Origin of the sequence: Planomonospora antibiotica, from assembly GCF_014647955.1 — a bacterium.
Lineage (GTDB): Bacteria > Actinomycetota > Actinomycetes > Streptosporangiales > Streptosporangiaceae > Planomonospora > Planomonospora parontospora.
In genome coordinates this window covers 94,280-113,766 of sequence record NZ_BMQE01000009.1, presented here as the reverse complement: position 1 = coordinate 113,766, position 19,487 = coordinate 94,280, and the positions used below count along the sequence as shown (strand labels likewise).

Here is a 19,487-nt window from a genome sequence, read left to right as displayed (position 1 = left end):
CCGGTCCGGCGGCTCTCAGCGGTCCCCGGCGGCCCCCGGGTCCTCGGCGGTCCCCGGCGGCAGGTCCGGCCTGCGCAGCCCGTGCCCGGTGGCCTGCTCGAAGGCGTGGGCCAGCCGGAGCACCCGCAGGTCGGCGAAGGGCCGCCCGACGATCTGCACGCCGACCGGGAGCCCGCCGGAGGTGAACCCGCACGGCACCGAGGCGGCCGGGGCGTGCAGCACGCTGACCCAGTAGGCCGACCGCATCCACGCCAGGTAGTCGGGGAGCGGCTCGCCGCCGATCTCCGTGACGTACGGCGCGTCCACCGGGAACGGGGGCACCTGGCTGACCGGCGCGAGCAGGAAGTCGTAGGCGTCGAAGAACGCGCTCATCCGCTGGTACAGGCGGCTGCGCAGCCGCTCGGCGCGGGCCAGGTCCGCCCCGGTCACCTCGCGGCCCCGCTCGACGTTCCAGCGCACGTTGCCGCCCAGCCGCCCGGGCGGCAGGTCGCCGTAGGAGAGCAGGTAGTACCAGGCGCGGTAGGTGCGGAACGCCTCCTCGGCGCCGGACAGGTCCGGGTCGGCCCGCTCGACGCGCGCGCCCAGCCCCTCCAGCACCGCCGGGGCCGCCGCGGTGACCCGCGCGGTCTCGGCGTCCACCGGAAGGCCGCCCAGGTCCGGGCTCCAGGCGACCCGCAGCCCGGTCAGGTCCAGCAGGTCCAGCGGCTCGGTGAAGACCGCGCCGCTCTCGGCGACCGACAGGGGCGAGGCGGGGTCGAACCCGGCCACCACGCTCATCAGCAGCGTCAGGTCGGCGACGGTCCTGGCCATCGGCCCCGACACGCCCAGGGTGAACCAGGCGGCCGTCGGGGACGGTGACGGCACCCGCCCCGGCGTCGGCCGCAGCCCCACCACGTTGCAGAACGAGGCCGGGTTGCGCAGCGAGCCGCCCATGTCGGAGCCGTCGGCCAGCGGGACCATCCCGCAGGCCAGTGCCGCGGCGGCCCCGCCGCTGCTCCCGCCGGCCGACCGCGACAGGTCGTAGGGGTTGCGGGTGGCGCCGAAGACCTCGTTGACCGTGTGCGAGCCGGTGCCGAACTCGGGGGTGTTGGTCTTGCCGACCGTGATCGCCCCGGCCTCGCGCATCCGCCGCACGATCAGCGCGTCGCGGGTGGGCACGTGGCCCGCGAAGATCGGCGAGCCGTACGTGGTGCGGATCCCCGCGGTGTCGGTCAGGTCCTTGTGCGCGACCGGCAGCCCGTGCAGCGACCCGCGCCAGACCCCGCGCGCCAGGTCGCGGTCGGCGGCCTGCGCCTCGGCGCGGGCGCGCTCGGCCGCCAGCGTGACGATCGCGTTGACCGCCGGGTTGACCTCCTCGATCCGCCGCAGGTGGGCCTCGAGCAGCTCCACCGCGCTGACCTGCCGGGCGCGCAGCAGCTCCAGCATCTCGACGGCGGTCAGGTAGTGCATCGGTCCCCCCGGGGGAGTCGTCGCGGCGTCCGGCGCACCGCGCCGGACGGGCGCCGGACGGGATCCGCGGCGCCGCGCCGGATCACGGTGTCGGGCACGGCCGCCGCGGCGCGCGTCGGCAACCTTCGACAGAACTACCCGCTCCTACCCGCTCCTGCCGATGGGGGCCGTGACCGCCTCCGTCAGCCGTACCAGCTCGGCGGGGGCGGTCTCGATCTGCAGCCCGCGCCGCCCGGCGGAGAAGTAGACCGTCTCGAACCCGAGGGCCGAGGAGTCGACCACGGTCGGCAGCCGCCGGCGCTGCCCCAGCGGGCTGATCCCGCCCACCACGTAGCCGGTGACCCGCTCGACCTTGGCCGCGTCGGCCATCGCGGCGCGCTTGCCGCCCAGCGCCGCCGCCAGCGCCTTGAGGTCCAGCTTGCCCGCCACCGGCACCACCGCGACCGCCAGGCCGCCGTCGACCTCGGCCACCAGCGTCTTGAAGATGCGGTCGTACGGCACGCCGAGCGCGTCGGCGGCCTCCTCGCCGTAGGCCTGCGCCCCCGCGTCGTGCTCGTAGGGGTGCAGGACGAAATCCACTCCGGCCTGGCTCAGCGCCACCGTCGCCGGGGTGCCCTGGCCTCTGGCGTTCTTCGGCTTGCCCATGGCCGGAAGCGTAGCGACTCGGCTGAATCTACAGCGTAAAGGGCGTCCGGATGGTGGAATGCGGACGGGAGCGGGTCCCGGGGCTCCGTAGACTGTTCAGGTGATTTCCCGTACCGACCTGCGCGGTGCCCTCCCCGAGGACCTGCGCCACGTGCTGCCCCGTGCCGAGCTCGACGTCGAAGCCGCCCTGGAGAAGGTCCGGCCCATCTGCGAGGACGTGCACCATCGCGGGGTCGCGGCGGTGCGGGAGTGGACGGCCCGGTTCGACGGCGTGGAGCTCGGCTCCACCCGGGTGCCCGCCGAGGCGCTCGCCCGGGCGCTGGCCGAGCTCGACCCCAGGGTCCGCGCGGCCCTGGAGGAGTCGATCCGCCGCGCCCGCCTGGTCCACCGCGACCAGCGCCGCACCGACGTCACCACCCGGGTCGTGCCCGGCGGCACCGTCACCGAGCGCTGGGTCCCCGTCGAGCGGGTGGGCCTCTACGTCCCCGGCGGCCAGGCGGTCTACCCCTCCAGCGTCGTGATGAACGTGGTGCCCGCCCAGGAGGCCGGCGTCGCCTCGCTGGCGGTCACCTCGCCCGCGCAGAAGGAGTTCGGCGGGCTGCCGCACCCGGCGATCCTGGCCGCCTGCGCGCTGCTCGGCGTCGACGAGGTCTACGCCGTGGGCGGCGCCCAGGCCGTGGCGATGTTCGCCTACGGCACCGAGGAGTGCGCCCCGGTGAACCTGGTCACCGGCCCCGGCAACATCTGGGTCGCCGCGGCCAAGCGGCTGCTCAAGGGCCGCATCGGCATCGACTCCGAGGCCGGTCCCACCGAGATCGCCATCCTCGCCGACGCCACCGCCGACCCGGCGCACGTCGCAGCCGACCTGATCAGCCAGGCCGAGCACGACCAGATCGCCGCGGCGGTCCTGGTCACCGACTCGCCCGAGCTCGCCGACGCCGTGGAGAAGGAGCTGCCGGGACAGGTCGCCGCGACCAAGCACTCGGCGCGCATCGCCGAGGCGCTGTCCGGCCGCCAGTCCGGCATCCTCCTCGTCGACGACCTGGAGGCCGGCCTGCGCGTCGTGGACGCCTACGCCGCCGAGCACCTGGAGATCCACACCGCCGACGCCGCCGCGCTCGCCGCCCGGGTCCGCAACGCCGGGGCGGTCTTCGTCGGCCCCTACGCGCCGGTCTCGCTCGGCGACTACCTCGCCGGCTCCAACCACGTGCTGCCCACCGGGGGCTGCGCCTGCCACTCCTCCGGGTTGTCGGTGCAGACCTTCCTGCGCGGCATCCACGTGGTGGAGTACGACCGCGAGGCGCTGGCCGGGGCCGCCGCTCACGTGTCCGTGCTCGCCGACGCCGAGGACCTGCCCGCGCACGGCGCCGCCGTCCGCGCCCGCTTCGCCCCGGGCGAGCTGTCCGCGCTCACCGACTGGGAGACCCCCGCATGAGGCCCGACGACGAGACCGGCACGAGCTCCGGCGGCCCCCGCCCGGCGTCCGGCGACGCATCGGGCGCGGGGCCCGCCGGCGGTCCCGGTGCGGGGCCCGGCGGCCCGCGCGTGACGCTGGCCGACCTGCCCGTCCGCGACGACCTGCGGGGCCGCACGCCGTACGGCGCTCCGCAGATCGACGTCCCGGTCCGGCTGAACACCAACGAGAACCCCTACGGTCCCTCCGCGTCCCTGGTCGCCGGCCTCGCCGAGGCCGTGCGGCACGGCGCGGCCGACCTCAACCGCTACCCCGACCGCGACGCGGTCGCCCTGCGCGAGGACCTGGCCGCCTACCTCGGCCACGGCCTGACCGCCGACCGGGTGTGGGCCGCCAACGGCTCCAACGAGGTGATCCAGCAGATCCTGCAGGCCTTCGGCGGGCCCGGCCGCAGCGCGCTGGGCTTCGAGCCGTCCTACTCGATGCACCCGATCATCACCACCGGCGCCTCGACCGAGTGGATCCCCGGGTCGCGCGAGGACGACTTCGGGATCGACCCGGGCAAGGCCGTCGCGGCGATCGAGGAGCACCGGCCCGGCGTCGTCTTCCTGACCTCGCCCAACAACCCGACCGGCACCGCCCTCGACCCGTCGGTGATCGCCCGGATCGTCGAGGCGGCGCCCGGCATGGTCGTGGTGGACGAGGCCTACTTCGAGTTCGCCCGCACCGGCACGCCGTCCGCGCTGACCCTGCTGCCGGACAACCCGCGGCTGATCGTCACCCGGACCATGTCCAAGGCCTTCGCCATGGCGGGCACCCGGCTCGGCTACCTCGCCGCCCACCCGGCGGTGATCGAGGCGCTGCTGCTGGTGCGCCTGCCGTACCACCTGTCCACGCTCACCCAGGCGGCGGCGCGCGTCGCGCTCGCGCACCGGGCCGAGCTGCTCGGCACCGTCGACACGCTGCGCGCCGAACGGGACGCGACCGTGGAGTGGCTGCGCGGGCACGGGCTGACGGTCGCCGACTCGGACGCCAACTTCGTGCTCTTCGGCGTCTTCGACGACCGCCGCGCGGTCTGGGAGGGCCTGCTGGAGCGGGGGGTGCTGATCCGCGAGGTCGGCCCGCCCGGGTGGCTGAGGGTGTCCATCGGAACGGCCGAGGAGATGGCGGCGTTCCGCGCCGCCCTGGAAGGAATTCTGCGATGAGTCTCACCGAAGACCGACCCGGTCGTCTCGCCGAGGGCGAGCGCGGACAGCGCCGGGGGCGCGTCGAGCGCTCCACCAAGGAGACCTCGGTGCTGGTCGAGGTGAACCTCGACGGCACCGGGATCGTCGACGTCTCCACCGGCGTGGGGTTCTACGACCACATGCTGAACCAGCTCGGCAAGCACGGACTGTTCGACCTCACCGTGAAGACCGAGGGCGACCTGCACATCGACTCGCACCACACGATCGAGGACACCGCGATCGCGCTGGGCGTGGCGTTCCGCGAGGCACTGGGCGACAAGTCCGGCATCCGGCGGTTCGGCAGCGCGTCCTGCCCGCTGGACGAGTCCCTCGCCCAGGTGACCGTGGACCTGTCCGGCCGGCCGTACCTCGTGCACAGCGAGCCGGAGAACATGGCCCCCATGATCGGCCCCGACTACGACACGACGCTGACCCGGCACATCCTGGAGTCGTTCGTCGCGCACGCCGCCATCTGCCTGCACGTGCACGTGCCGTACGGCCGCAACGCCCACCACATCGTGGAGGCCCAGTTCAAGGCGCTCGCGCGGGCGCTGCGCGAGGCCTCCGAGCCGGACCCCCGCTCCACCGGGGTGCCCAGCACCAAGGGCGTCCTGTGAGGGGCGATGACCGATAACTGGACGGCCGTTGCGATGGCCTTCGTCGCCCTCTTCCTGGTGGGCGGCATCGTCTCCTTCCTCAAACAGGGACTGAAGAAGGGCGCGCTCCTGCTGGCCGCCCTCGCGGCCCTGGCGACCACAGCGGCGGTGCTCTGGTGGTGAAGCTCTGATGGGCAAGAACGTCACGGTCCTGGACTACGGCTCGGGCAACCTGCGCTCCGCGGAGCGCGCCCTGGCCCGGGTCGGCGCGGACGTCACGGTGACCTCCGACTACCAGGCGGCGATGGAGGCCGACGGCCTCGTCGTCCCCGGTGTCGGCGCGTTCGCCGCCTGCATGGCCGGGCTGAAGTCGGTGGTCGGCGACCGGATCGTCGCCCGCCGCCTGTCGGCCGGCCGGCCGGTGCTCGGCATCTGCGTCGGCATGCAGATCCTGTTCGAGACGGGGGTGGAGCACGGGGTGACGACCTCCGGCTGCGGCGAGTGGCCCGGCACGGTCGAGCGCCTCGAGGCCCCGGTCCTGCCGCACATGGGCTGGAACACCGTCAAGGCCCCCGAGGGCACGGTGCTGTTCGACGGGATCGACGCCGACGAGCGGTTCTACTTCGTGCACTCCTACGGGGTGCGCTCCTGGGAGCTGCAGGCCGGGCCCGGGTTCACCGACCCGCTGGTGACCTGGGCCGAGCACGGCGTGCCGTTCGTCGCGGCGGTGGAGAACGGGCCGCTCACGGCGACCCAGTTCCACCCCGAGAAGTCGGGCGACGCCGGGGCCCGCCTGCTGGCCAACTGGCTCGGAACGCTCGGGTGAACGTCCCGCCCGGCTCCGTGCGAGGCGCCCGTGAGTAAGGAGCGGGCCCGGCGCCGGGCCGAGCGGGAGGCCGAGCAGGCCCGGCAGGCCGCGCTGCGCGCCGAACGGCAGGCCCGGCTCGCCCGCCGGCGGCGGCTGCTGGAGAGGGTGACGGCCCCCGCCGCCGCGCTGCTGCCGCGCCGGCCCGTGCGGATCGCCGGGCAGCGCGGCATCATCGCCCGCCGCCGCCGCACCCAGAACGGCGTGGTGGCGGTGCTGTTCCTCATCGTCCAGGTGATCGCATGGCTGCTCTGGTCCTCGTGGGCCGCGAGGCTCGGCGCGCTCCTGCTGTCCCTGTTGCTCGTCCCGGTGCTCGTCACCGTCGTATTCGACCGGAGGTCCTGAACAAGATGTCGCTAGAGCTGCTGCCCGCCGTGGACGTCGCCGACGGCCGGGCGGTCCGCCTGGTCCAGGGCGAGGCCGGAACCGAGACGTCCTACGGCGACCCGCTCTCGGCCGCGCTCGCCTGGCAGGAGGCCGGGGCCGAGTGGATCCACCTGGTCGACCTCGACGCGGCGTTCGGCCGGGGCTCCAACCGGGAGCTGCTCGCCTCGGTGGTCAAGGCGGTCGACGTCAAGGTCGAGATGTCCGGCGGCATCCGCGACGACGCCTCGCTGGAGCTCGCCCTGGCCACCGGCTGCCGCCGCGTCAACATCGGCACCGCGGCCCTGGAGAACCCCGCCTGGTGCTCGAAGATCATCGCCGAGTACGGCGACCGCGTCGCGATCGGCCTGGACGTGCGCGGGACCACCCTGGCCGGCCGCGGCTGGACCAAGGAGGGCGGCGACCTGTGGGAGGTGCTGGAGCGGCTGGAGGCCGACGGCTGCTCCCGCTACGTCGTCACCGACGTCACCAAGGACGGCACCCTGACCGGCCCCAACCTCGACCTGCTGCGCGAGGTCTGCTCCCGCACCGCCAAGCCGGTCGTGGCCAGCGGCGGCGTCTCCTCCCTCGACGACCTGCGCGCCCTGGCGTCGCTGGTCCCGGCGGGGGTGGAGGGCGCGATCGTCGGCAAGGCCCTGTACGCCGGGGCGTTCACCCTCGAGGAAGCCCTGGCCGCGGTCTCCTGAGACCCCTCGGTCTCTCCCGGGACCCCTCTAGCGAAAGGAGCCCGCGCGTGAGCGTCGCGGTGCGAGTGATCCCCTGCCTGGACGTGGACGCCGGGCGGGTGGTCAAGGGCGTCAACTTCGAGAACCTGCGCGACGCCGGCGACCCGGTCGAGCTGGCCCGGCGCTACGACGCCGAGGGAGCCGACGAGCTGACGTTCCTGGACATCACCGCGTCCAGCTCCGACCGGTCCACGATGTACGACGTGGTGCGCCGTACGGCCGAGCAGGTGTTCATCCCGCTGACCGTCGGCGGGGGGGTGCGCGCGGTCGAGGACGTCGACCGGCTGCTGCGCGCCGGGGCGGACAAGGTCTCGCTGAACACCGCCGCCATCGCCCGGCCGGAGCTGCTGACCGAGGCCTCGCGGCGGTACGGCGCGCAGTGCGTCGTGCTCTCGGTGGACGCCCGCCGGGTCGTCGACGGCCCGCCCACCCCGTCCGGGTTCGAGGTGACCACGCACGGCGGCCGCCGGGGCACCGGCATCGACGCGGTCGAGTGGGCGCGGCGGGGCGAGGAACTGGGCGTGGGGGAGATCCTGCTCAACTCCATGGACGGCGACGGCACCCGTGACGGCTACGACCTGGAGATGATCCGGGCCGTGCGGGCGGCGGTCGCCGTCCCGGTCATCGCCAGCGGCGGGGCCGGGGCCGTGGAGCACTTCGCCCCGGCGGTGGAGGCGGGGGCGGACGCGGTCCTGGCGGCGTCGGTGTTCCACTTCGGCCAGCTCAAGATCGCCGACGTGAAGGACGCCCTCCGCACCGCGGGTCACCCCGTCCGCTGACGTCCCCGGGGGCTTCGCCGTACCGTCCACGGCGGATGTCGGGCGGCAGGCCGGATAGCATCCCGGCTCGGTGGGGATGAGACGCCTGTGACGAGGCTGACGATCCGGCGGCCGGTGCGGCGGTGCCCGTCCGGCGCCGGTCGCGACGACCCGGTACCGCGGACGGTCCGCTGATGCCGGGCCGCAGCGCGGTGCTGCGCCGTACCGCGGGGTTCGCCGCGCTGTACACCGCCGCGGCGTTCGCGGGGCGGATGCAGCTGGTCGGCGGGACGGTCCTGGGCCTGGTGTGGCCGGCGGCGGGCGTGGGAACGGTGTGGCTGCTGGCGCAGCGGCACGAGCGGTCCCGGTGGCTGGACCTGACGGCGCTGGCGGCGGTCTCCGCCGTCGTCAACCTGGCGACCGGGGCGACCCTGCCGGTGGCCGTCTCCTTCGCGGCGGCGAACCTGTTGCAGGTGCTGGTCTTCCTGTGGTTGTTCGCCCGGACGTGCCCGGACCTGTGGAGCGCCCCGGGGTGGGGGGACTTCATGCGGGTGCGGCACCTGTGGGGGCTGCTGGCGGCCTCGCTCGCCGGAGCGCTGGCCGGTGCGCTCATCGGACCCACCACGCTGGCGGTGACCACCGGCAGGTGGTCGGCCCTGACCACCGCGGTGTGGCTGACGCGCAACGTCGTGAGCATCGTGACGATCACCGCGCTGGGCCTGTGCCTGGGGCGGCTGTCCGAGCGCAGGGCGGCCGCGCCGGAGCGGCCGTCGTGGTGGCAGGCGGTGCGGGAGGCGTGGGGCAGGGCCGAGGACCGGCGGATCGCCGAGTGCTCCGCCTTGCTGGTGACGTCGGCCGCGGCGTACGTCGGGACCTTTTGGATCATGAACGACCTGCCCATGGCCTTCCTGCTGACGGCGATCACGGTCTGGACCGCCGTACGCTTCAGCACCGCGTTCACGGCCCTGCACGGCCTCGTCGTCGGCGCCGCCGCCCTCGTCTTCACCCTGTACGGCGGCGGCCCGTTCGCCTCGGTCGCCTCGCCCGCGGCCCGGGTGCTGGTGGCGCAGGTCTTCGCCGGGATGATCACCGTGGTCGGGCTGGCGCTGGCGCTCGGCCGCGACGAGCGCGACGTGCTGGACCGGCGGCGGGCCGCGGCCGAGCAGGAGGTGTTCGCGCAGGCCGGGATGCTGTCGGCGATCGTGGAGTCGATGCACGACGGGCTGGCGGTCATCGACGCCGGCGGGCGGTTCGTCATGAGCAACCCGGCCGCTCGGTGGATGCTGGGCGTCACCGGTCCCCCGGCCGCTCCGCCGACCACCGCTGACGCCTACGAACTGCTGCATCCCGACGGCACGCCCATCGGTGAGCGGCAGCTGCCGTACCGGCTGGCCCTGGCCGGGCACGAGGTCCGGGGCATGGACGTGCTGGTCTGCGCCCCCGGCAGTGGCACCGACGGCCGCATGCTCAACGTCAGCGCCACCCGGTTGCCCTCCGACCCGCCGCGGGCGGTCGTGGTCTTCCACGACGTCACCGACGAGCGGCGGCACCGCGACGAACTGGCGGCCTTCGCCGGGGTGGTGGCCCACGACCTGCTCAACCCGCTGGGCACCATCGACGGCTGGGTGGAGATCCTGTCCGACGCCGTCGGGGCGGCCCCCGGAGACGAGGCGCCGGGCGGGGCCGGTGACAGCATCACCCGCATCCGGCAGGCCTCGGCGCGGATGCGGGAGCTGATCCAGGACCTGCTGGCGCACACCGCCGCGCGGGACGCGCCCATCACCCCCGTCCCGGTCGATCTCGGCCGCGCCGTCCGGGAGGTCGCCGCGGCCCGGGGCGACCTCCCGGAGGCGGCGGCCCGCGGGCGGGCCCCGGTGTTCCACATCGGTGAGCTGGCCGCGGTCCGCGCCGACCGGGTGCTGCTGCGCCAGCTGCTGGACAACCTGATCGGCAACGCGGTGAAGTACACCGCCCCGGGCGAGCGGCCGGAGATCACCGTCACCTCCGCGGCCGAGCGGCCGGGGTGGGTCCGCGTCGAGATCGCCGACCGCGGCATCGGGATCCCGCCGGGGCAGCACGAGGCGATCTTCCAGAGTTTCCGCAGGGCGCACGAGGGCCGCTCCTACAGCGGCAGCGGGCTCGGCCTGGCGATCTGCAAGCGCATCGTCGAGCGGCACGGCGGCACGATAGGGGTGCGGGACGAACCGGGAGGGGGGTCGCGGTTCCACTTCACGCTGCCCGCCGCCTCAAGTGAGGCGACCGGGTGAACCGGGCCGGTCAGCGCGTTCGGTGAGCCGTTCACTCTCCCCGTGCCCATGCCGCCGACGATCGGCACCGGCGCCTACCCCGCGGTTTCGCGAGATGTCGGCTGAGAACGTACGGCTATGCGAGCGTGCCTGGGTCGAGGACCAGGGGGACGGGGCCGGGCAGGAGGGCGGCGGTGCCGGGGGTGAGGGCGGCCACCTGCCGGTAGAGGTCGCCGTCGAGCCGGTGGACGTCGATGACCAGGGTGTTCTGGTCGACGATCCAGTACCACTCGCACTTGGTGCGGGCGTAGCGGTTCATCTTGGTGAGCCGGTCGCGGTTGGAGTTGGTGGACGTGACCTCCGCGAGGATCTCGATCTCGTGCGGCTCCACGTAGAGATCGCTGTCGGTGTCCCGGCGGAAGACGGCGATGTCGGGGGCGAACACGGTGTCGGAGTTGAGGCGGTAGTTGACCGGTCCCTCCACGTCGAGGTCCAGGTCGTTGTCCCGGATGCACGCCTCGACGGCGTTGATGAGGCGGCGGGCGATGCGCTGGTGACGGATCGAGGGGGCGGGGGTCATGACGATGCAGCCGTCCTCAAGCTCGAAGCGGCGGCCGATGTCGCCGAAGTCGTGGTTCATGAACTCGTCCGCGCCCCAGTAACGAGGAGTGCCGGGGAGCACCTCGCAGGGCTCGGACTCATGCGCAACGGTCATGTCCACCACGCTATCGAGGTTCTCCGCTGCCTCAAAAGGAGCACCGCCGGACGCCGCCGCCACGAAGTTCGCCTTCAACGTCATGACGACCATGGGAAACCTCCGTACACCGCCGGACATCCTGGCCACGAAGAGTTCGTCCATGGAGGTCGCGGACGGGACGCGGATCTTCCTGGCGATGATCGCCGGAGCCTATTCGGCGAACACAGGCTCCATCGAATCGAGGGGCTCCGCAGGATGCCTCAGGTGGCGGGAGGGTGTTTGATCGCCGGCGGCACGGGGAGAGGTGCACGCACGGCGCGGCGGTGCGCCGCGTGAGACGACGGAGAGTGAGATGACCAGGAGGTCGGGAATGCTCGGAACATCTGCCCGGCGGACGGCGGCGGCCGCACTGGCGATGGCCGCCTTCACCGGATTGCTCGGTGGTTGCGGCGGCGGCGGTGACGACGACGGTGACAGCCCCGACGTGGTCGAGACCTCGGCGCCCGGCGTCGAGAACGACGGTGAGACGGACAACGACGGGGACGGCGACTGACGTCACGGGGTTCGGGGTGCCGCGCTCCCGGATGGAAACCGTTCGGGAGCGCGGGGAGAAGCGAAAAGGATCGGGGCGAAGCGGACCTTCGCCGGCGGTCAGCTCAATACGTTCGTGAAGAACAGGGCCAACCGGTCGGCCCCCTCGATGATGCCGTCGAAGACCCCGCTGACCGCTGCGGCGGCCTCGGCGGGTCGGCTGAACAGATAAAAGGCCACGAACGCCACCGCTGCGTAGGTGGCGATCTTCTTGACCTGCATGGGGGCCTCCTGCAGTTCCATTCCCAGCCGTATATACCCTGATTTTAAGGATCTCTGGCATCTTCGGCCCGGGTGGCTCCCGGATCTTGATGATCATACCTGGCGCGCCGGGGCGAGCCATGGCCGGATCGCGGGATTGGCATGGTCGGTCCCCTCCCCGTCATGGTGCGGTGGAGCGCCGCCGTTGTCCAACCCGGAGTGCAAGGTATAGCGGAAGGGCGACCGGCGGCAGCGGGATCGCGAAGATGGGGGCCGGTGCCGTGACCAGCGGACGGATCCCCGGTTCCGGCGGCGGGGCCGGCCGGCCGTCCGGTTCCGGACAGCGGGCCCGGCGGCCCGGAACGGCACCGGGCCCGCGGGTCCCGGCAGGGGCGGGGTCCGGCTCCGGCACCCGGTGGCTCCGGGTCCCGGCTGCGGGGTCCGGGGAGGCCGCTCAGACGCCCAGGGAGGCGTCCATCAGGCGGGCCACGGAACCCTCGTCGCCGTTGAGGCCGACCCTGGCGTGGGCCTGCCTGCCGAAGCAGAACAGCAGCAGCTCGCTCGCCGGGCCGGTCACCTCGACCTTCGGGCCCTCCTTGGCGCCGCCGAGGGCGACGCCGCCGCCGATCCGGTGCAGGACGACGCCGACCGGGGCCTTGCGCAGGAACAGCCCCCGGCCGGCCCGGACCCGCTTCCAGAACAGCTCCTCCAGGTCGGCGGGGAGCTCGCGGGGCTCCCACACGCGCTGCGCCCGGCGCAGGTCCTCGTGGTGGACGAACATCTCCATGGTGTTCACGGCGGCGTCCAGACCGGGGACCAGCCCGTAGACGCCGCCGGGGCCGGAGCGGACGAGCTCGACCAGCCCGCCGAAGCCGCGGCCGGCCTTGAGCGACTCCTGCACCCGGGCGGTGTATCCCGCCAGCGGGGCCAGGGCGATGCCGGGGGCGGCGTCGAGGCGGCGCTCCCGCAGCACGAGGTGGGCGGCGAGGTCGAAGGCGGTCCAGCCCTCGCAGAGCGTGGGGGCGTCCGGGCCGAGCCGGACGAGCAGGTCGCTGAGCTCGGCGCGTTCGGAGCGGGCGTGGTTCATCCTGGGATCCTAACAAGGCCGTTGCGCGAGCAACCGCTGGGGAGCCGCTCCGTCGATCATGAAGAAGCGGCCGCGGCGGGAATAACGTGTCGGTCCGGAGTGATACTCACATAGGCAACGACATCTCCGGTGAAAGGACACCCTCCGAGTGGCGAGCAAGGTGACGTCCGCCGTCATGCGCAAAGGGCTCCGCGTTCTGGGGGTGGCCATCCGAGCGGAGAAGGCGGTCTTCACGGCCGCGGTGCTGGCCAGTTCCGTCTACGGCGCGATGACGGTCGCGTCGGCGTGGGCACTGGGCTGGGCCACCGAGAACATCGTGCTGCCCGCGTTCCGCCAGGGCGAGGTCGCCACCGGCACGCTCGTGGCGGGCGTGCTCCTCATCGTCGGCACCGCGCTGCTCAAGGCGCTGGGCGTGGCCGGCCGCAGGTTCTTCGCCGGCGTCATGCAATACCGCATGCAGGCCCGCTCCCGGCGGGACGTCACCCGCCAGTACCTCAGGCTCCCGCTGGCCTGGCACCACCGGCACCCGACCGGCCAGCTGCTCTCCAACGCCAGCGCCGACGCCGAGGCCGCCTGGGCTCCGCTGGCCCCGCTGCCGATGGCCGTCGGCGTGGTCGTCATGCTGGCCACCGCCGCGGTCGCGCTCGTCCTGACCGACCTGCCGCTCGCCCTCGTCGGCTTCCTGGTCTTCCCGGCCGTCGCCCTGCTCAACCTCGTCTACCAGCGCAGGCTCAGCCCGTTGGCCACCCGTGCCCAGCAGCTGCGCGCCGAGGTCAGCGAGATCGCGCACGAGAGCTTCGACGGGGCGCTGGTCGTCAAGACCCTCGGCCGGGAGGACGCCGAGACCGCCAGGTTCCGGGCCAGGGCCGAGCAGCTGCGCGACGCCAACGTCGCGGTGGGGCGCGTGCGGGGCCTGTTCGACCCGATGCTGGAGGCCCTGCCCACCCTCGGCGTGCTGGCCGTGCTGCTGGTCGGCGCGGCCCGGCTGGAGGGCGGTGCGATCACCGCCGGGACCCTGGTCCAGGTCGCCTACCTGTTCACCCTGCTGGCCTTCCCGATCCGCGCCCTCGGCTGGGTGCTCGCCGAGCTGCCCCGCGCCGTCGTCGGCTACGAGCGGGTCCAGGAGGTGCTGACGGCCACCGGTTCCATGGAGTACGGCACCGCCGCCCTGGCCGGGGACGGCCCGGCCCGGCTGGAGGTGCGCGGCCTCGGCTACGCCTACGGGGACGTCCCGGTCCTGTCGGGGGTGGGCTTCGAGGTCGAGCCGGGCCGTACGACCGCCCTGGTCGGGCCCACCGGCTCCGGCAAGTCCACGCTCGTGCAGACCTTCGTCCGGCTCGTCGACCCGGCCCAGGGCGCCGTGCTCGTCGACGGCACGGACCTGCGCGAGGCGGCGCGCGGCGCGGTCAGCGACGTGGTGGCGCTGGTGCCGCAGCAGACGTTCCTGTTCGACGACACGGTCCGCGGCAACATCACCCTGGGGCTGCCGGTCGACGACCAGGAGGTCTGGGCGGCGCTGCGCCTGGCCCAGGCCGAGGGCTTCGTCAGCGCCCTGCCCGCCGGGCTCGACACCAAGGTCGGAGAGCGCGGCACCACCCTGTCGGGCGGCCAGCGCCAGCGCCTGGCGCTGGCCCGCGCGCTGGTCCGCCGCCCGCGGCTGCTCGTCCTGGACGACGCGACCTCCAGCGTCGACCCCCAGGTGGAGGCGAAGATCCTGTACGGCCTGCGGGACGCCGCCGCCACGTCCGCGGCCTCGACCGTGGTGGTCGTGGCCTACCGGATGGCCACCATCGCCCTGGCCGACGAGGTCGTCTACCTCGAGCACGGCCGCGTCGTCGACCGCGGCCCGCACGACGAGCTGCTGGCCCGCTGCGAGGGATACCGCAACCTGGTCACCGCCTACGAGCGCGAGGAGGCCGAGCGGGAGGCGCTCGGCGCCGACGAGGAGACCGGCGGGGAGGCCGCCGGGAGGTCCGGCGGGGACCTCGGCGCCGACGAGATCAGCACCGACGAGGAGATCAGCGCGTGACGACACTCCAGGAGCCCCCCGTGACCCAGGGCCTGCGGGGCGTCGAGAGGTCCGCGATCGCGACCGTGCGGCACGGCCTGTCCCTCACTCCCGAGATCCGCAAGGGGCTGGCCGGCACGTTCGCCCTGGCGGTGCTCGCCACGGTCGGCAAGGTGATCGTGCCGATCGCCGTGCAGCAGACCATGGACAGGGGCCTGGAGGGCCCCGTGCCCGACGTGGCGTACATCCGCGCCGTCGTGGCGGTCTGCGCCGCGGCGGTGCTGCTCACCGCGTTCTGCGGCTACCTGATGAACGTCCGCCTCTACAAGGCGACCGAGTCCTCGCTGGCCACGCTCCGGGTGCGCGGCTTCCGGCACGTGCACGACCTGTCGGTGCTCACCCAGAACTCCGAGCGGCGCGGCGCGCTGGTCTCGCGGGTCACCGGGGACGTCGACCAGATCAGCGCCTTCATGCAGTGGGGCGGTCTGATGATCATCGTCGCGCTGGGCCAGCTGCTCGTGGCCAGCGTGCTGATGTTCGTCTACTCCTGGCAGCTCGGGCTGCTGGTCTGGCTCTGCTTCCTGCCGCTCATGGCCGCGATGCCGCGCTTCCAGCGGTGGCTGTCGGCCGCCTACACCCGCGTCCGCGAGCGGACCGGTGACATGCTCTCCGCGGTCGGCGAGTCGGTCGTCGGCGCGGCGGTGATCCGCGCCTACGGCGCCGAGGCCCGCACGGCCGAGCGGCTGGACACCGCGATCGAGGCCAACAAGACCGCCCAGGCCCGCACCCAGAAGATCGTCGCGACCGTCTTCCCGCTGACCGAGATCATGGCCGCCGTGGCGGTGGCCGGAGTGGTGCTGCTCGGCGTGCGGCTCGGCGTGGACGGGGACATCTCCGAGGGGCGGCTGGTCGCCTTCCTCTTCCTGATCACGTTGTTCATCTCCCCGTTGCAGATCGCGACCGAGGTGCTCAACGAGGCGCAGAACGCGATCGCCGGCTGGCGGCGGATCCTGGGCGTGCTCGACACCCCGCCCGACGTCGCCGATCCGGGTGAGGACGGCGTCGGCCTGCCGCGCGGGCCCATCTCCGTCTCCTTCCAGGAGGTCGGCTTCGCCTACCCCGGCGGGCCCGCGGTGCTGAGCGACGTCTCGGTCGACATCCCGCCGCGCTCGCGGATCGCGGTGGTGGGGGAGACCGGCTCCGGCAAGACGACCTTCGCCAAACTGCTCACCCGGCTGATGGACCCCGTCTCCGGGCGGGTGACCGTGGACGGCGAGGACCTGCGGAGGGTGCGCTTCTCCTCGCTGCGCGAGCGGATCGTCATGGTCCCGCAGGACGGCTTCCTGTTCGACGGCACGCTGGCCGACAACATCCGCTTCGGCCGCCCGTCGGCGACCGACGAGGAGGTCGGGCTGGCCCTGACCGAGCTGGGCCTGGCCGACTGGCTCGAAGGACTGCCCGCGGGCCTGTCCACCCCGGTCGGCCAGCGCGGTGAGTCGCTCTCGGCGGGCGAGCGTCAGCTCGTCGCGCTGGCCCGCGCCTACCTCGCCGACCCCGACCTGCTCCTGCTGGACGAGGCCACCTCCGCGGTGGACCCGGCGACGGAGGTACGGCTGGCCCGCGCATTGGAGGGGGTCACGCGGGGCCGTACCGCGGTCTCCATCGCGCACCGGCTGTCCACCGCGGAGGCGGCCGACGAGGTGCTGGTCTTCGACCGGGGCCGGATCGTCCAGCGCGGGCCGCACGCCGAGCTGGTGGCGCGGCCCGGGGTCTACGCCGACCTGCACGCGTCCTGGGTGTCGGCCGCCCGGTCGTGAACCGGCGGGCGGCCAACGGAAGAAATCCTCACAAAAGGGACATATCTCAGGGTTAAAGCGTGCTTCTGGTGGCAGAGGGCGGGTATGGACGCGAACCTGCTGCCCCCGGGAGTGCGCTCGGCCGTGGCCGAAAGTGATCTGACGGACGACCTGGACGACTTCCTGGTCGACGACGATGACGACGACGACCCCGTGCTGAAGAGGCGGGACGGCAGTCCCGTGGACACCTGGCGGGAGCACTACCCCTACGACGAGCGCATGACCCGGGACGAGTACGACCGGGTCAAACGGCTGCTCCAGATCGAGCTGCTCAAGCTGCAGTACTGGATCAAGGACACCGGCGGCCGGCTGGTGGTCCTGTTCGAGGGGCGCGACGCGGCGGGCAAGGGCGGCACGATCAAGCGGTTCATGGAGCACCTCAACCCGCGCGGCGCGCGCGTGGTCGCGCTGGAGAAGCCCAGCGAGCGTGAGAGCACCCAGTGGTACTTCCAGCGCTACGTCGCCCACCTGCCCGCCGCGGGGGAGATGGTCTTCTTCGACCGCTCCTGGTACAACCGCGCCGGGGTGGAGCGGGTGATGGGCTTCGCGACCCCGGAGCAGTATCTGGAGTTCATGCGGCAGGCCCCCGAGCTGGAGCGCATGCTGGTCCGCGACGGCGTCCACCTGGTGAAGTTCTGGTTCTCGGTGTCGCGCAAGGAGCAGCGGACCCGCTTCCTGATCCGCCAGGTCGACCCGGTCCGGCAGTGGAAGCTCTCGCCGATGGACCTGGAGTCGCTGGACAAGTGGGACGAGTACACCGAGGCCAAGGAGGACATGTTCCTGCACACCGACACGGACGAGGCGCCGTGGACGGTGGTCAAGAGCAACGACAAGAAGCGGGCCAGGATCGAGGCCATGCGGCACGTGCTGAGCCTGTTCGAGTACGAGAACAAGGACCACGAGATCGTCGGGACCCCCGACCCGAAGATCGTGGTCAAGGCCGCCGACGTGCTGGACGACGACCGCGTGCGCTAGGCGGACGCCCCGCCCCGGCGGGCGGGCGGCCGGCCGCCCCGGCACGGCGGACGGGCCGTCCGCCGGGAGCGTGCGGGCCGCCGCACGCTCCCGGCTGCGGCACAATTGCCGCATGTCCCTTGACCCCGCCATCGCCGCCCGGCTGAAGCGCACCGCCGACGGGCTGGTGCCCGCCGTCGTCCAGCAGTACGACACCGGCGAGGTGCTGATGCTCGCCTGGATGGACGACGAGGCCCTGCACCGCACGCTCACCACCGGCCGGGCCACCTACTGGTCGCGCAGCCGCGGTTCCTACTGGGTCAAGGGCGACACCTCCGGCCACGTCCAGCACGTCAAGTCCGCGGCCCTGGACTGCGACGGGGACACGATCCTGCTCAAGGTCGACCAGGTGGGCGCGGCGTGCCACACCGGCGACCGCACCTGCTTCGACGCGGACGAGCTGACGGTGGCCCCGGCGTGAACGCCGGGCGGGAGCTGTGGACCTGGGTGCCGGCCTGCGCGGCCGGGGCCGGGGCGGTGCTGCTGGCCGCCGGGCGCGAGTGGGCCGTGCTCGGTTCCGGCGGGGCCGGGGCGGAGGGCTCCGGGCCGCCCGTCCTGACGGGCTCCGGGATCGTGCCCTTCCTGAGTCCGGTGGCGCTGGCCGCGCTCGCGGCGGTGGTCGCCGTGCTCGCCACGAGCGGCCGGGCGCGCCGGGCGGTCGGCGCGGTGATCGCGCTCTGCGGGCTGGGCGTGCTCGCCGGTGTCCGGGACGGGACCGGTCGCGGCGCGCTGGCCGCGGCGATGGAGGCGAACCTGGCCAGGGCCGCGGCCGCGGGAGGCGACATCGCCCTCGACGCCTTCGCGGTCCGCTGGGCATGGCCCGCGGTCGCGGCGGCGGGCGGGCTGGTGCTGCTGGTCGCCGGCGTGGCGGCCGCGCTGCGAGGGCCCGGCTGGCCCGGTATGTCCGGCCGGTACGACCGCCCGGCGCCCGGTACGGCGGACCCCGCCGCGGGCCCGGTCACCGAGCGGGCGCTGTGGGACGCGATCGACCGCGGGGCCGACCCGACCGCCGACCCGGCCGGCGATCCTGCGGACGGCCGGTTCGGTGGCCCGTCCGGCGACCCGGCCGACGAGGCGTCCGGGGACCCGGTCGGGGGACCGTCCGCCGGCGCCGGCCGGGACCCGGCCGGCGAGCCCGTGCGCGGGGAGCGCTGACCCGGGCCGTCCGGATCGTCCCGATCACCGGATCACAACTTGCCCACAGGACGGCCGTACCGGCCTGGAACAGGTACGTTGTCGCTAGGCTGCCGCCCGCAACTCGGATAAATGGGAGTGATTCATGAGCTACGGGAATCAGTCGGGCGGTTACGGACCCCCCGGAGGATACGGGCCTCCCGGCGGCTACGGCGGACCGCCGCCCGGAGGAGGCTACGACCCCTACGGCTACGGCGGACCGCCTCCGCCCCGCGGGAACAACGGCATGGCCATCGCCTCGCTGATCATGGGCATCATCGGGCTCTTCACCTGCGGCGTCACCTCGCTCGTGGGCATCGTGCTCGGGCACGTCTCGCTGAACCAGATCAAGCGGACGGGCGAGGAGGGGCGCGGCCTGGGCATCGCCGGCCTGATCCTGTCCTATTTCGGCATCGCCGGGTGGCTCCTCCTGCTCGCCTTCGCGCTGATGCTCGGCTGGTGGGGGCTGGGAGTCGCCGCAACCTCGGGTTACGGCCTCTGACGGAACACCCCCGTGTACGGACACCCGCGTGTGCTGACGGGCGTCCCCGT

At 73.6% G+C, this 19,487-nt stretch carries 22 protein-coding genes; 17 read left to right on the top strand and 5 right to left on the bottom strand.

Annotation, left to right across the window (positions count from 1 at the left end; genetic code table 11):
* Window positions 1-15: 15 nt before the first annotated feature.
* Together IEZ06_RS11275 and ybaK are read right to left on the bottom strand one after the other, a co-directional pair.
* Window positions 16-1,449, bottom strand: a complete 1,434-nt coding sequence (locus IEZ06_RS11275) for an amidase (protein ID WP_189236625.1) — start codon at window positions 1,447-1,449, stop codon at window positions 16-18.
* A 144-nt stretch (window positions 1,450-1,593) separates the two neighbouring features.
* The gene (gene ybaK / locus IEZ06_RS11270) at window positions 1,594-2,094 is read right to left on the bottom strand and encodes a Cys-tRNA(Pro) deacylase (protein ID WP_189236624.1); all 501 of its coding nucleotides are present in this window, start codon (window positions 2,092-2,094) and stop codon (window positions 1,594-1,596) included.
* A gap of 100 nt (window positions 2,095-2,194) precedes the next feature.
* On the opposite strand from ybaK, the gene hisD reads away from it, so the two are divergent.
* The 9 genes from hisD (at window position 2,195) to IEZ06_RS11225 (ending at window position 10,329) form a co-directional block, all read left to right on the top strand.
* Window positions 2,195-3,529 carry a histidinol dehydrogenase gene (gene hisD / locus IEZ06_RS11265; RefSeq protein WP_189236623.1) on the top strand — a complete coding sequence of 445 codons (1,335 nt, stop codon included), beginning with the start codon at window positions 2,195-2,197 and terminating at the stop codon, window positions 3,527-3,529.
* Window positions 3,530-3,639: 110 nt separating this feature from the next.
* On the top strand, window positions 3,640-4,713 hold the full coding sequence (locus IEZ06_RS11260) for a histidinol-phosphate transaminase (protein WP_229797974.1): 1,074 nt from the start codon (window positions 3,640-3,642) through the stop codon (window positions 4,711-4,713).
* Entirely contained in the window at window positions 4,710-5,351 is a 642-nt protein-coding gene (hisB, locus tag IEZ06_RS11255; protein WP_189236621.1) for an imidazoleglycerol-phosphate dehydratase HisB, read from the top strand. The genes IEZ06_RS11260 and hisB overlap by 4 nt, the downstream gene beginning before the upstream one ends.
* Window positions 5,352-5,357: 6 nt before the next feature.
* Window positions 5,358-5,513 (top strand): CG2302 family histidine operon protein, encoded by a 156-nt coding sequence (locus IEZ06_RS11250; protein ID WP_189236620.1) that lies wholly within the window; start codon window positions 5,358-5,360, stop codon window positions 5,511-5,513.
* A gap of 7 nt (window positions 5,514-5,520) precedes the next feature.
* A complete protein-coding gene (gene hisH / locus IEZ06_RS11245; RefSeq protein ID WP_189236619.1) occupies window positions 5,521-6,156 on the top strand; it encodes an imidazole glycerol phosphate synthase subunit HisH in 636 nt (211 codons plus the stop codon).
* A gap of 30 nt (window positions 6,157-6,186) precedes the next feature.
* On the top strand, window positions 6,187-6,540 hold the full coding sequence (locus tag IEZ06_RS11240; protein WP_068894125.1) for a hypothetical protein: 354 nt from the start codon (window positions 6,187-6,189) through the stop codon (window positions 6,538-6,540).
* 5 nt (window positions 6,541-6,545) lie between these two features.
* Window positions 6,546-7,265, top strand: coding sequence for a bifunctional 1-(5-phosphoribosyl)-5-((5-phosphoribosylamino)methylideneamino)imidazole-4-carboxamide isomerase/phosphoribosylanthranilate isomerase PriA (priA, locus tag IEZ06_RS11235; RefSeq protein ID WP_068894124.1), 720 nt, complete (start codon window positions 6,546-6,548; stop codon window positions 7,263-7,265).
* A gap of 47 nt (window positions 7,266-7,312) precedes the next feature.
* Window positions 7,313-8,083, top strand: coding sequence for an imidazole glycerol phosphate synthase subunit HisF (gene hisF / locus IEZ06_RS11230; RefSeq protein ID WP_189236618.1), 771 nt, complete (start codon window positions 7,313-7,315; stop codon window positions 8,081-8,083).
* Between the two features lie 173 nt (window positions 8,084-8,256).
* Complete coding sequence (locus IEZ06_RS11225; RefSeq protein WP_189236617.1) at window positions 8,257-10,329, top strand: sensor histidine kinase; 2,073 nt, start codon at window positions 8,257-8,259, stop codon at window positions 10,327-10,329.
* A gap of 115 nt (window positions 10,330-10,444) precedes the next feature.
* On the opposite strand, the gene IEZ06_RS11220 is transcribed toward IEZ06_RS11225, so the two are convergent.
* Entirely contained in the window at window positions 10,445-11,023 is a 579-nt protein-coding gene (locus IEZ06_RS11220; protein ID WP_189236616.1) for a Uma2 family endonuclease, read from the bottom strand.
* Here IEZ06_RS11220 and IEZ06_RS11215 point away from each other — a divergent pair.
* Entirely contained in the window at window positions 11,022-11,288 is a 267-nt protein-coding gene (locus IEZ06_RS11215) for a hypothetical protein (protein ID WP_189236615.1), read from the top strand. The two genes, IEZ06_RS11220 and IEZ06_RS11215, sit on opposite strands and share 2 nt — an antisense overlap.
* Window positions 11,289-11,375: 87 nt before the next feature.
* Window positions 11,376-11,558 (top strand): hypothetical protein, encoded by a 183-nt coding sequence (locus IEZ06_RS11210; protein WP_189236614.1) that lies wholly within the window; start codon window positions 11,376-11,378, stop codon window positions 11,556-11,558.
* A gap of 98 nt (window positions 11,559-11,656) precedes the next feature.
* Here IEZ06_RS11210 and IEZ06_RS11205 read toward each other — a convergent pair whose 3' ends face one another.
* Both IEZ06_RS11205 and IEZ06_RS11200 read right to left on the bottom strand, forming a co-directional pair.
* Window positions 11,657-11,839, bottom strand: coding sequence for a hypothetical protein (locus IEZ06_RS11205; protein WP_153054047.1), 183 nt, complete (start codon window positions 11,837-11,839; stop codon window positions 11,657-11,659).
* 412 nt (window positions 11,840-12,251) lie between these two features.
* Window positions 12,252-12,884 carry a TIGR03085 family metal-binding protein gene (locus IEZ06_RS11200; protein WP_189236613.1) on the bottom strand — a complete coding sequence of 211 codons (633 nt, stop codon included), beginning with the start codon at window positions 12,882-12,884 and terminating at the stop codon, window positions 12,252-12,254.
* 175 nt (window positions 12,885-13,059) lie between these two features.
* Between IEZ06_RS11200 and IEZ06_RS11195 the strand changes: the two genes are divergently transcribed.
* The 6 genes from IEZ06_RS11195 (at window position 13,060) to IEZ06_RS11170 (ending at window position 19,437) form a co-directional block, all read left to right on the top strand.
* A complete protein-coding gene (locus IEZ06_RS11195) occupies window positions 13,060-14,913 on the top strand; it encodes an ABC transporter ATP-binding protein (RefSeq protein ID WP_189236714.1) in 1,854 nt (617 codons plus the stop codon).
* Entirely contained in the window at window positions 14,910-16,709 is a 1,800-nt protein-coding gene (locus tag IEZ06_RS11190) for an ABC transporter ATP-binding protein (RefSeq protein ID WP_189236612.1), read from the top strand. The genes IEZ06_RS11195 and IEZ06_RS11190 overlap by 4 nt, the downstream gene beginning before the upstream one ends.
* An 84-nt stretch (window positions 16,710-16,793) precedes the next feature.
* Window positions 16,794-17,723 carry a polyphosphate kinase 2 gene (gene ppk2 / locus IEZ06_RS11185; protein ID WP_189236611.1) on the top strand — a complete coding sequence of 310 codons (930 nt, stop codon included), beginning with the start codon at window positions 16,794-16,796 and terminating at the stop codon, window positions 17,721-17,723.
* A gap of 112 nt (window positions 17,724-17,835) precedes the next feature.
* On the top strand, window positions 17,836-18,183 hold the full coding sequence (gene hisI, locus IEZ06_RS11180; RefSeq protein WP_189236610.1) for a phosphoribosyl-AMP cyclohydrolase: 348 nt from the start codon (window positions 17,836-17,838) through the stop codon (window positions 18,181-18,183).
* Window positions 18,180-18,917, top strand: a complete 738-nt coding sequence (locus IEZ06_RS11175; protein WP_189236609.1) for a Trp biosynthesis-associated membrane protein — start codon at window positions 18,180-18,182, stop codon at window positions 18,915-18,917. Before hisI ends, IEZ06_RS11175 begins: the two co-directional genes overlap by 4 nt.
* Window positions 18,918-19,041: 124 nt before the next feature.
* Complete coding sequence (locus IEZ06_RS11170; RefSeq protein ID WP_189236608.1) at window positions 19,042-19,437, top strand: DUF4190 domain-containing protein; 396 nt, start codon at window positions 19,042-19,044, stop codon at window positions 19,435-19,437.
* The last annotated feature ends 50 nt before the right edge of the window (window positions 19,438-19,487 follow it).